This window comes from Ornithinibacillus liuyingii (genome assembly GCF_055550225.1).
The window spans coordinates 245,683-258,096 of the sequence record NZ_JBPWOS010000001.1 but is presented as its reverse complement, the minus strand read 5'-3'; the positions used below and the strand labels follow the sequence as shown (position 1 = coordinate 258,096).

The 12,414-nt window shown below is 36.2% G+C and carries 13 protein-coding genes; 3 read left to right on the top strand and 10 right to left on the bottom strand.

Translation table 11 applies throughout. The annotated features are described in order from the left end of the window. Positions 1–173: 173 nt before the first annotated feature. On the bottom strand, positions 174–365 hold the full coding sequence (locus ACSKT4_RS01295) for a hypothetical protein (protein WP_186868547.1): 192 nt from the start codon (positions 363–365) through the stop codon (positions 174–176). 217 nt (positions 366–582) lie between these two features. On the opposite strand from ACSKT4_RS01295, the gene ACSKT4_RS01290 reads away from it, so the two are divergent. Then, positions 583–1,197, top strand: a complete 615-nt coding sequence (locus ACSKT4_RS01290; protein ID WP_186868546.1) for a YktB family protein — start codon at positions 583–585, stop codon at positions 1,195–1,197. Positions 1,198–1,241: 44 nt separating this feature from the next. On the opposite strand, the gene ACSKT4_RS01285 is transcribed toward ACSKT4_RS01290, so the two are convergent. The 4 genes from ACSKT4_RS01285 to ACSKT4_RS01270 all read right to left on the bottom strand — a co-directional run bounded on the left by ACSKT4_RS01285 (position 1,242) and on the right by ACSKT4_RS01270 (position 3,752). Beyond that, positions 1,242–1,511 (bottom strand): UPF0223 family protein, encoded by a 270-nt coding sequence (locus ACSKT4_RS01285; RefSeq protein ID WP_186868545.1) that lies wholly within the window; start codon positions 1,509–1,511, stop codon positions 1,242–1,244. Between the two features lie 14 nt (positions 1,512–1,525). Next, positions 1,526–2,485, bottom strand: a complete 960-nt coding sequence (locus ACSKT4_RS01280; protein WP_465822693.1) for an NAD(P)H-dependent flavin oxidoreductase — start codon at positions 2,483–2,485, stop codon at positions 1,526–1,528. Between the two features lie 129 nt (positions 2,486–2,614). Continuing rightward, entirely contained in the window at positions 2,615–2,719 is a 105-nt protein-coding gene (locus ACSKT4_RS01275) for a GapA-binding peptide SR1P (protein WP_211741546.1), read from the bottom strand. A 133-nt stretch (positions 2,720–2,852) separates the two neighbouring features. Beyond that, on the bottom strand, positions 2,853–3,752 hold the full coding sequence (locus tag ACSKT4_RS01270) for a polysaccharide deacetylase family protein (RefSeq protein WP_465822690.1): 900 nt from the start codon (positions 3,750–3,752) through the stop codon (positions 2,853–2,855). A gap of 153 nt (positions 3,753–3,905) precedes the next feature. Between ACSKT4_RS01270 and ACSKT4_RS01265 the strand changes: the two genes are divergently transcribed. Beyond that, complete coding sequence (locus tag ACSKT4_RS01265; protein WP_465822689.1) at positions 3,906–5,429, top strand: glycine betaine uptake BCCT transporter; 1,524 nt, start codon at positions 3,906–3,908, stop codon at positions 5,427–5,429. A 142-nt stretch (positions 5,430–5,571) separates the two neighbouring features. Here the strand turns inward: ACSKT4_RS01265 and lpdA are convergent, their stop codons facing one another. The 5 genes from lpdA to ACSKT4_RS01240 form a co-directional block, all read right to left on the bottom strand. Then, complete coding sequence (gene lpdA, locus ACSKT4_RS01260) at positions 5,572–6,978, bottom strand: dihydrolipoyl dehydrogenase (protein ID WP_186868540.1); 1,407 nt, start codon at positions 6,976–6,978, stop codon at positions 5,572–5,574. A 5-nt stretch (positions 6,979–6,983) separates the two neighbouring features. Then, complete coding sequence (locus ACSKT4_RS01255) at positions 6,984–8,267, bottom strand: dihydrolipoamide acetyltransferase family protein (protein ID WP_186868539.1); 1,284 nt, start codon at positions 8,265–8,267, stop codon at positions 6,984–6,986. A gap of 21 nt (positions 8,268–8,288) precedes the next feature. After that, entirely contained in the window at positions 8,289–9,266 is a 978-nt protein-coding gene (locus ACSKT4_RS01250) for an alpha-ketoacid dehydrogenase subunit beta (RefSeq protein WP_186868538.1), read from the bottom strand. A gap of 3 nt (positions 9,267–9,269) precedes the next feature. Next, on the bottom strand, positions 9,270–10,313 hold the full coding sequence (pdhA, locus tag ACSKT4_RS01245) for a pyruvate dehydrogenase (acetyl-transferring) E1 component subunit alpha (protein ID WP_186868815.1): 1,044 nt from the start codon (positions 10,311–10,313) through the stop codon (positions 9,270–9,272). Positions 10,314–10,727: 414 nt separating this feature from the next. Next, positions 10,728–11,384 carry a YkyA family protein gene (locus tag ACSKT4_RS01240; RefSeq protein ID WP_343221435.1) on the bottom strand — a complete coding sequence of 219 codons (657 nt, stop codon included), beginning with the start codon at positions 11,382–11,384 and terminating at the stop codon, positions 10,728–10,730. A gap of 212 nt (positions 11,385–11,596) precedes the next feature. On the opposite strand from ACSKT4_RS01240, the gene def reads away from it, so the two are divergent. Next, positions 11,597–12,148 carry a peptide deformylase gene (def, locus tag ACSKT4_RS01235; RefSeq protein WP_186868537.1) on the top strand — a complete coding sequence of 184 codons (552 nt, stop codon included), beginning with the start codon at positions 11,597–11,599 and terminating at the stop codon, positions 12,146–12,148. Positions 12,149–12,414 lie beyond the last annotated feature (266 nt).

The window sequence follows — 12,414 nt, the reverse complement described above, 5'->3', positions numbered from 1 at the left end:
AGTCATACTTGAGGGCTTTTTCATTAACCTTTCTAGAATAAACCTATAATTACTTATTCAATAACTAATCGATAAGTATCTCTTCGCTCAAGTGAGTAATTGTTTACAGTCAATCTGCCAAAAAACACTCAAGGAAGTAGAAGCTGTGCGCTTCTTCCCTTGAGTAAAGGAGGTTATTTATCTAAGAGCTCTAATAGATTTTCGCGTAACTGCTTTAGTCTTTCTTTCGATTTTATAATCTGAACTTTATCATTTTCTTGTAAAGCATCATAAAGCGTTAATAATTCATAATCAATCTCCATTTTAATAATAGGAATCTTTTCCTTCTCTTCCAATCTTCTAACTTCTTCTAATATATATTTCAACAGCCTACACATCCCTTCAATCGAATTCCTAGGTAAATAACCTGTGTTGTCCAAGTTTTCGTGAACAATCTGTTTGTTTCTTTATATATATGACTTTTGGTTCAATTCGTTCATATTTATAACTGTCCAAATCGTACTATAACGATTTAATCACTTGACTAGTTTATATTCAGTTGTTCATAATAATAACTATAAATAAATAGGAAAGGTGTTTTTCATGAGTATTAAAGGATTTGTCAAAAGTGATTTTGACACATTTCATATAGATGGATTAGATGCAAGAATGGAAGCAATACAAACTCGGATCCAACCAAAGTTCAAGGAAATTGGACAGGAGTTGGTAGAATATCTTTCTACTCAATTAGGAAATGAAGTTTATCTCCATATTGCAAAGCATGCTAGAAGAACAGTAAACCCGCCAAAGGATACTTGGTTAGCCATTTCTCATAATAATAGAGGGTATAAAAAACATCCGCATTTCCAGGTTGGATTATTTGATGATCATTTGTTTATTTGGATGGCTTGCATTTATGAATTAGAAAATAAGAGTGAAATCGCCAAAGCTTACTTAGCTAATTTTGATCAAATAAAGCAATTATCTGGAGACTTTGTTATTTCGTTAGATCATATGAAAAAAGATTCTTTATCTATTCAAGAGCTAGAAGCTAAACATGTAGAACGATTCCGTGATGTAAAAAAAGCTGAATTTCTTATTGGGAAACATCTTTCTTCTAGCAATCCTGTTGTATCTAATGGAGAAGAATTAGTTCAGTTTATTAAGGACACCTATGAACAGTTAATTCCATTTTACCGAATGGCACTTCAATCATAATAGCAAAAGGGAAATTCCACATACTTTTGGAACTTCCCTTTTTTTCATCTCATTTTAATTAGTCCACTCTCACTATCTCTTGCCATTTTAACGACTTGGTAACAAGAATAACCAGAGTCTTTTTCAAACTCTTGAAAGTATCGTTTTTCTTCACTTTTTGCCGGTACAATATGCTTAAACTTTCGATAGCCAGCAAGCAAAATATCCCGGTCGATCCCTTTTTCATAAGCTCTCTCTATTAATGAAAAAAATTGGACAACATCAATTATTTCTTCTTTTGACCAACTTGTATCAAAAGGGTATGTGTAATTCATCCTTTTCCTTCACCTCATTCCTTCCACTTCTTGCGTATTCCTTCCGCTTCAGCAATCATTCTTTCGATTAGTTCTCTTACAGAAGGTATATCATCTATTCCAGCTACCCCCTGTCCTGCCCAACCAAACCCGTTATCTGTTTCGCCTTTATAAATATAATTCCTATTCGCTACTCCACTTATGTAATCTTTTAACCCATCATATCCAACTTCTTTTTCTTCTAATTCCAATATTTTATCTGTCCAGGAATTTTTTAAAACCCGAGCTGGAGTCCCTAACGAACGTTTAATTACAACAGTCGAATTTTCATCTGCTTCTATTATTGCCTGTTTGTACACTGGATGAGCATGAATACATTCTTTCGTTGCAATAAATCGTGTCCCCATCTCTATACCTTCTGCACCTAATGCAAGACTAGCCATCAATCCCCTTCCATCTATAATACCACCGGAAGCGATGACTGGTATGGATACATTATCAGCTACATCCGGTGTTAATACAAAAGTACTCGTATCCGCTCTCCCTAGGTGACCACCACCTTCATGTCCTACAACAATAACAGCGTCTGCTCCCAGTTGCTCTGCTTTCTGTGCTTGTCTTTTCGCAGCTACTAAGACTAATGTCTTGATGGGATGTTCCTTCACCATGTCTAAAACACCTTTTGGATTACCACCTGTCACTGAAACAACCGGAACTTTCTCCTCGATAGCCACCTGCACCATGTCTTCATATGGTCGATTATGTTGCCCGATAGCAAAGTTTACACCAAAGGGTTTATCGGTAAGTTCTTTCACTCGTATAATTTCACTTCTTAATTCTTCAGGTCCAGGCAAACTCATAGCAGTAATTTGTCCTAGTGCACCAGCATTGGAAACAGCAGCAGCTAAATCTGCGTATGCTAAATATGCAAGCCCACCTTGGATAATTGGATATTCTATATGGAATAATTCTGTAATTCTAGTAGACCATTTCATCCTATTCCCTCCATTCCATAGTTCTTTATCCATCTTACCATGCTTTTTAAGTAATATAAAAAAAGTTGCATGGCTATGCAACTTGAAAGAGGATGGTATTACGCTGTTTTTAATTATCTAAAGCATTCATTACTTCGATTTACATTTTGGGCAAGTGCCATACAATATTGCCACCTTTTCATTTTCATAATGCTCAATAGTAACCTGGCATTGTTGACAAACGATTGTACCCATTTAAAACCAGCTCCCCTTTTGTATAACACTTTATTCTATAGTATGCACCAATTAGATTACAAATTACATTTAGTATAACACAATCAACAAAAAAAGTACCAGCGATAATTTTCACTGGTAACATTTCCTACGTTCACTCTATCGTCTCGATTAAATCAGGGTCAACAATCTCATATCCCTGTTCTCTAAGTCCTTCGACAATATCCCTTAACGCCTCATTCGTCCATTCGCGATCATGCATTAAAAGGTTAGCTCCTGGCTTTAGTAAAGAGTATGGAACATCTACCTCTGGCCCTTCCCCTGTTACCATAGCTTCTACTAGCTTGTCCTTATTCATATAAGGAGTAAAGTAATCATAGCCATAAGACCAGTTCATTAAAATCATTTTTTCTTCTTTCGCTATTTTTTTCGAGTCTTCTGTATTGATACCATGAGGTGCACGGAAAAATTTAGGTCTTTCTCCAATAATCTCTTCAATCTTATCATTCAAGAGAACTATTTCCTCACGTTGTTTTTCAGGATCATGTACTATGCTTTCAAGATTGACATGGGAATACGTGTGATTCCCTATGGTAAAGCCCATATTGTGAATTTCCTTTAATACTTCTGCTTCTTGAGGTGTGTCTATAAAATGTCCATTGACAAAAAATATCGCACCAGCATCTAATTCCTGTAACGTTTTTGCCATTTGTAAGGCATACTTCTCAGGAGCATCATCAATGGTAAGTAACACAACTTTCTCATTGGTTCCATCTTCTATTGGGACAACGGACCAATCTTCAGAAACACGATATTGTGGTTTAATTTCTTCTGTATTTTCCTCGTACTCTTGATTAGATTCCTCTTCCTTAACCTTAGTTATACCGTTAGATGCCTCTTCCTCTTCCATTCCACTTACTTGATTTTCAGACTTTTGATTGGTTTGTCCTACTAAATCATCTGACTTGCTTCCTTCAATTTGTTCGAGCCCGGGGCTACAGGCAGATAAAAATAAAATAACTAGTGTTGAAAAAACGAAAACTGCTAATCTCATGTAACACCCTCCTGATGATTTACTCCTAATATACTCAGTTTAATCGATGAAAAAAAAGAAGACAACCTCTTTATTTTTGCGAAAGTTCTCCTAATAGTTGGGGATAGTAATATAGACACTACGAATTAAAGAATCAGATAGGAATGATTTAATATGAATAAGGTAACGAAAGTTTTTTATATTTCAGTAATCATTAGTCTGTTATTCATTATTTGGGGCATCATTCCGGATAGTGTATTACCCAATGGAAACCTAGAAGCAGTTACTTCAACCATTCAAACGTATATTGTGGACAAATTTGGTTGGTTTTATTTAATCAGTGCATCATGTTTTCTCTTATTTTGCCTATTTCTTATATTCTCTAAATATGGTGGAATTAAATTAGGTAGACCAAACGATAAGCCGGAATACTCCTATTTGACATGGTTTGCCATGTTGTTTAGTGCAGGAATGGGGATTGGATTAGTCTTTTGGGGGGCGGCAGAACCATTGTCACATTTTCATAATCCACCCTATGGCGATTCCATGACGAGTGATGCAGCAAAAGCCGCTATTCAATATAGCCTTTTTCATTGGGGATTCCATCCTTGGGCTATATATGCCACTATAGCACTTGCTTTAGCATATTTTAAGTTCAGAAAACATTCAACAGGATTAGTTAGTGATATATTAGTTCCCTTGTTTGGTTTAAAAGGAAAAGAAGTATGGGGAAGTATAATAGACTTTATTGTGGTATTTGCTACTGTATTTGGTGTTGCAACCTCCCTTGGATTTGGTGCGATACAAATTAGTGGTGGGTTATCATTTGTCTTCGGAATCGACCAAACTTTCTTGTTTCAAATGCTGATTATCTTAATTGTGACAATTTTGTATATGCTCTCTGTATCTGCTGGTTTGAATAAAGGAATGAAATATTTGTCTAACTCTAATATTGTCCTTGCAGTAGCTTTAATGATATTCCTGTTATTTTTAGGACCTACCACGTTTATGTTAAATTACTTTACTACATCCATCGGGAATTACATTCAAAATTTGCCAAGTATGAGCCTACGTATGACACCTTTTAACGAAGATAATACTTCATGGATCAAAGACTGGACTATTTTTTACTGGGCATGGTGGATTGCTTGGGCACCATTTGTCGGGACATTTATCGCTAGAGTGTCAAGAGGAAGAACCATTCGGGAATTTATACTTGGTGTTTTACTTGTCCCTACTATTTTTAGCGCGCTTTGGTTTACCGTTTTCGGTGGTTCGGCAATACATTTAGAATTCTTTGAAGGACTAGATATTTTTCATTATGTAGGTGAACTTGGTGAAGAAACTGTCCTGTTTGCCGTACTTGAACATTTCCCATTATCCACCATCATGTCACTTTTAGCTATCTTGTTAATTGGTACCTTCTTTATTACATCAGCAGATTCAGCGACATTTGTATTAGGGATGCAAACAACTGGAGGAAGACTAGATCCACCCAATTCTGTTAAGCTGATTTGGGGAATTATACAGTCTGGTGCTGCCGCGGTATTATTATGGCAAGGTGGGTTAAGTGCACTGCAAACTGCTTCTATCATTGCTGCCTTCCCATTTAGTATTATATTACTTTTAATTGTAGTTTCACTGATAAAGTCTTTTAGACAAGAAATAAAAGAAATCGAAATGAGAAGAAAAGGTTAATTCACTATTATGCCATAAATTGCCTAAGTATCTGATTAGGTTAATTAGCCTTATCCTTTTGTATGAATAAACGAAGATTATCGTTCAATAAAAAGAGTGATGTCGGTTCGTCAAGAACCAAACATCACTCTTTACTTTAAAATTAAAGCATATGAATAGGTGTTCCGAGTGCAACTTCAGCTGCTTCCATCGTAATCTCACCAAGTGTTGGGTGAGCATGAATAGTTAATGCAATATCTTCAGCAGTCATCCCTGCTTCTACAGCTAATCCAATTTCAGAAATCATATCACTTGCATTAGGGCCAGCGATTTGACCACCTAGAACTAGACCATCTTCTTTACGTGTAACTAATTTCAAGAAGCCATCTGTATTATTTAATGATAATGCACGACCATTAGCACCGAATGGGAATTTAGCTACTTTTACATTGTAGCCTTGTTCCTTCGCTTCTGCTTCCGTTAACCCTACTGATGCAAGCTCAGGCTCAACAAATGCTACGGCAGGCATACCGATATAGTCAATCTCAGATTTTTCACCGCTGATTGCTTCAGCAGCAACTTTACCTTCATAAGAAGCTTTATGAGCAAGTGGCGCTCCAGGAACAATATCCCCAATTGCATAAATGTTTTCTACATTTGTACGACATTGCTTATCTACTTTTACTAGACCTCTTTCGTCTAATTCAATACCAACTTGTTCAAGACCAATTTCACTAGTGTTTGGACGACGACCAACAGTAACTAGTACATAATCAGCTTCAACAACTTCCTCTTTTCCGCCAACTTCGTATGTTACTTTCACGCCATCTTTTGTTTCTTCAACACCTTTAGCCATTGCTTCTGTAACAATTGTTGCACCTTTATTTTTAAGACGTTTCTTAACAAGAGCAGTCATTTGTTTTTCAAATCCGCTCAGAATATCTTTTGCACCTTCAAGGAAGACAACTTCTGTTCCGAAATTTGCATAAGCGGATCCAAGCTCACTGCCGACATATCCTGCACCAATTACTACCATTTTCTTCGGTACTTCTTTAAGATTTAATGCACCTGTTGAATCAAGTACACGTTCTGAGAATTTGAATGTCGGAATTTCAATAGGTGATGAACCTGTTGCAATAATACAGTTTTTGAATGTATATGTTTGAGATGTTTTTTCATCCATTACTTTAACTGTATTTTTATCTACAAAGTAAACTTCGCCTTTAATGATATCAACTTTATTACCTTTTAATAAACCTTCTACACCAGATGTAAGCTTATTAACTACAGATGCTTTCCACTCTTGTACCTTCGCAAAATCAAATGTAACATTTTCAGATTTAATACCTAAATCTTCATTACCTTTTGCATGAACAACAGAATGACCAGCTTCAATTAGTGCTTTTGAAGGAATACAACCAACATTTAGACATACGCCACCAAGAGCGCCTTTATCTACGATTGTAACTTTTTGACCTAATTGTGCAGCACGAATTGCAGCAACATATCCCCCAGGACCAGCTCCGACAACTAGAGTGTCTAATTCAATTGGAAAATCTCCTACTACCATAATCCTTACGCCTCCATCATGATTAATTGTGGATCATTTAATAATCGCTTGATTTGATTTAAGGCCATTTGAGCAGTTGCACCATCAACAATACGGTGGTCAAAGCTCAAGGAAACTGCAAGTACTGGAGCAATTACTACTTCTCCGTCACGAACAATTGGTTTCTCAGCAATTCGGCCAATACCTAGAATAGCTGCTTCTGGATAGTTGATAACTGGAGTAAACCATTGACCACCAGCAGAACCAATGTTAGAAATAGTACTTGAAGCGCCTTTCATCTCATCTGGTGCTAGTTTACCACTTCTAGCTTTTTCTGCCAATTCATTAATTTCAGCAGAAATGGCGAAAATAGATTTACGATCAGCATTTTTAACTACAGGAACTAATAATCCTTTATCTGTATCTGCAGCGATTCCAACATTGTAGTAATGTTTTTGAACAATTTCTTCTGTAGCATCATCGATAGATGCGTTTAAAATAGGATATTGTTTTAAAGCTGAAACTAGAGCTTTTACTACGTATGGTAAGTACGTAAGCTTAATGCCTTGATCAATTGCTGCTTGTTTAAATTTCTTACGATGTGCAACTAGTTCTGTAACATCTACTTCGTCCATTAACGTTACGTGAGGTGCTTTCGTCTTCGAATTAACCATCGCTTTCGCAATTGCTTTACGAATTGGACTCATTTTCTCACGAGTTTCTGGGAAGTCACCTTCTAGTACAGGTGCTTTAGCAGATTTTTCTTCAGCTGGTGCTGTTTCTGTAGCAGTAGCTTCCGTACCTTGAGCTTGAGATGTGCCACCTGTTAAGAAATTATCAATATCTTCTTTTGTAATACGGCCATTATTTCCAGAGCCTGTTACTTGTTTGATATTAACGTTGTTTTCACGAGCATATTTACGTACAGAAGGCATCGCAATTACACGCTTTGTTTCATCTACAACAGTTTCTGCTTGCGCGTTATTTGGAGAAACTTCCATTTTTGGTGATTCTGTTTTCGCTTCTTCAACAACAGCTTCAGCTGGTTCTTCACTTCCAGCATCTTCATAGCCTTCTGCATCAAAGGAAATAAGTGTATCACCTACGATAGCTACTTCTCCTTCTTGTACAAAAATCTTTGTTACCGTACCTTCTACTGGAGAAGGGATTTCTACTACAGCTTTATCGTTTTGTACTTCACAAAGAATGTCATCTTCTTTAACTTCGTCGCCTTCTTTTACCATCCATGAAACAATCTCACCTTCGTGGATTCCTTCACCAATATCCGGTAATTTAAATTCAAAAGCCATTTAAATAGCCTCCTTTTACTTTTAGAAATTCACTACTGTGTTTACTTTTTCAATGATGTCGTTGTAATTTGGTAACCAAACTTCTTCTGCTTCTGAGAATGGGTATACCGTATCAGGTGCAGTAACACGCAATACTGGAGCTTCTAAATGTAAAATTGCTCTTTCTTGAATCTCAGCAACAACATTTGCAGCAATACCAGCTTGACGCTGAGCTTCTTGAACCACAACTACACGATTGGTTTTCTTAACTGATTCTAATATAGTATCTATGTCAATTGGAGAAACCGTACGTAAGTCGATTACTTCAACATCAATTCCATTCTTCTCAAGCTCTTCTGCAGCTTTTAGAGAAGCATGTACCATTGCACCGTAAGTTACAATTGTTACGTCTTTTCCTTCACGTTTTACATCTGCTTTTCCAAGCTCTATTGTATATTCACCTTCAGGAACTTCACCACGGAAAGAGCGGTATAATTTCATGTGTTCTAGGTAGATTACAGGATCATTATCACGAATAGCTGAAATTAATAGTCCTTTTGCATCGTATGGAGTAGATGGAATAACTACTTTCAAACCAGGTTGTTGTGCCATTAATCCTTCTAATGAATCAGCATGTAATTCTGGAGTGTGTACTCCACCACCAAATGGTGAACGAACAGTAATAGGTGCAGTATGAGTACCACCAGAACGATAACGCATACGTGCCATTTGACCACTAATAGAATCAATTACTTCATACACAAAGCCGAAGAATTGAATTTCCGGTACTGGGCGATATCCTTGCAATGCTAGACCAATTGCAAGACCACCAATTCCAGATTCAGCTAATGGCGTATCAAATACACGATCTTCCCCGAATTCTTTTTGAAGGCCTTCTGTAGCACGGAATACCCCACCATTTTGGCCGACATCTTCACCAAACACTAACACGTTTTCATCATTTTTCAATTCTACGCGTAGTGCATCAGTGATTGCTTGAATCATTGTCATTTGTGCCATTTTTTACTTCGACTCCTTTGCTTTATACTCTTCCATTTGTTCTACTAAATTATTTGGAAGTTTCTCGAACATATTAGAAATAAAATCAGTAACTTTTTGTTTAGGATATTGGTCAGCTTTTTTAATAGCTTCTTTAATATCTTCTTTTGCTTGTTCAATTACTTGATTTTCCTCTTCCTCAGACCATAATTTCTTACCTTCCAGGAATTTACGGAAGCGTACTAATGGATCTTTTTTCTCCCATTCAGAATCAAGATCTGCAGAACGGTAACGTGTTGGATCATCGCCAGCCATTGTATGAGGACCATAGCGGTATGTCATTGTTTCAATTAACATTGGGCCTTCTCCAGCAATTGCACGTTCACGAGCATGTTTTGTCGCTGCATATACAGCAAGAACGTCCATACCATCTACTTGAATACCTTCAATACCAGCTGCAATAGCCTTTTGTGCTAATGTTTTAGCAGCAGTTTGTTTATCTCTAGGTACAGAAATGGCAAAACCATTGTTTTGTACAATAAAGATATTATTAGCTCCATATGCTCCAGCGAAGTTCATACCCTCGTAGAAGTCACCTTGTGATGTACCACCATCACCAGTATAAGTAATTGCTACAGCTTTTTTACCTCTCATTTTAAGACCTAAACCAACACCAGCAGCTTGCACATATTGAGCACCAATGATGATTTGTGGAGGTAATGCATGAACTCCCTCAGGCATTTGGTTTCCATGGAAGTGTCCTTTAGAGAATAAGAACGCTTGATATAGTGGTAAGCCATGCCAAATCAACTGAGGCACATCACGATACCCTGGTAAAATAAAGTCATCTTTTTCTAGTGCAAAATGACTACCTAATTGTGAAGCTTCTTGACCTGCAGTAGGAGCATAGAAGCCTAAACGTCCTTGACGGTTAAGCGCGATCGAACGTTGGTCTAAAATACGAGTATAAACCATTCTTCTCATAAGCTCTTTTAATTCATCATCTGATAAATCCGGCATGTCATCCTTATTGACAATTTTCCCATCTTCATTAAGAATCTGGAACATTTCGAACTGACTTTCAACACTCTCTAAAACGTGTTTCAAAATAGTTCACCTCTTCCTTTCATGTATCCTTATAAATTTATCTTTACTATCCTTCCCAAAAACTTGGAAAACCTGTACCTATTTGCTCATATTTATGCCTACATGCAAATCGGTTGTAATCATAAGTGGAGAAACAGCCAAAACTGTTACATAAATTCCGCAAAAAATACTGGTACAATTTTTAATACATGTAAAGTTTAGCGTATATAATCCCTTTAGGTCAACTACTTTGTTTTATATTTTCACATCTTCATTAAGACAGTTTCTTGGACACTGCCCTAATCTGTTATAGTTACAATTTAATTCTGTTACATTTTGAAACAAAAAAGAGCCTCCCTAATATGCTAGGGAAGCTCTCTTACAAGTTAGGCTTCGTTAATCAATATATTTCACATTAATCTCAGCTACTTCATAGAAGTTCTTTTTTAATTCATTATATTCAGAAGTATAGTCATTAAAAAGGCTATTCGCTTCAATTACTTCTTGATACTTTAAATTAACCTTCTCAACTTGTTCTTGCAACGCTTCTTGCTCTAAATCCTCACGTTGTAGCATCTCATATAATTGCTTTTCAAGCTCTAAGGACTCATTATATGTCTTGTTTAGAATATCATAAGCATCAAAACGATTAATCATGGTGTCATACATCGTTAACGCCTTCTCTTTAACTTCCTCATCCTTTATTTCGCCAATCAACTCTTTAGACTGTTCGAATTCTGCGCGAGAAGCATCTAGGCTTTCTTTCTCCAAGCTTATTCTTTCGTCTCTCTTCTCAATGGACTCAAGCGCTCTTTCCGCGAATTCTTTTATTTGATCTAGTTCTTCAATTCCTAGCTCAATGATTTGTTTATATAATTCTTGTTCTTCCTGCTCTAGCTTCGTAATTTCATCTTGTTGCTCCTGAAAACCCTCTTCTAATTTAACTGCCTCTTCCAAATGATTATATATTTGCGTTTCCGGACTATTTCCACACCCAGCTAATAGGAAAACCATACCTAACATAATAACTAGTATTAAGTGATTATATCTCACGTTTTCTTATCCCCCTCAAAAACTTCTCGTATAATAACTACTCTGTGTCGAACTGTTAAATAGTATATCATAAATTATCATTAAAGCATTTATTAATTATTACTTGTCTTCTATAAGTAAAAATATGCCTTCTAAACTAATTATATGATAAACTATTTAATTGACTATAATATGATAAATATAGGACCATTATAGAGTTGGAGTGAATCAAAATGCTAACTATGAATGATATTGTACGTGAGGGGCACCCTTCATTAAGGGAAGTTGCAAATGAAGTACCACTTCCACCTTCCGAGGAAGAAGTTTCCTTACTAAAAGAAATGCTTGAGTTTTTACAAAATAGTCAAGATGAAAAAATCTGTGCACGATATAATTTGAGACCTGGTGTAGGGCTTGCAGCACCACAATTAGGAATTAACAAAAGGATGATGGCTGTGCATTTCGAGGATGGTAATGGCGATCAATATAGCTACGGTTTATTTAACCCTAAAATTGTAAGTCATTCTGTTGAGAAGGCTTATTTAACGGTGGGAGAAGGATGCCTATCTGTTGACCGTAATGTAGAAGGTTTTGTTCCACGTTATGCACGTATTACCGTTACTGCAACAGATATAAATGGTAATCAAGTAAAGCTTCGTTTGAAGGATTATGCTGCAATTGTATTCCAGCACGAAATTGATCATTTGAATGGTATTATGTTCTACGATCATATTGATAAAGAAAATCCTTTTGCAATTCCTGAAAATTCGAAAGCTATCGATTAGTTATGAAGGGTCGACCACAAGGTCAGACCCTTTTTTTATACAATGCATAGAAAACGGTATTCTCGAGAAACATAAGGTTAAGAAACTGGACCTTGGTACCTAACTAACGTTTAAATAGCTTTCTTAATAAAATGTTTTTTAAAGTAAATCGTTGATTTTTATTTCAATATTTTCAAATCCATACTATACTATAAATAAGAGGGATTGGACGGTAGAAAATTATATTTGCTTTTCTTTAATCTTTTGAAAGGAGTGTATGTCCTTAT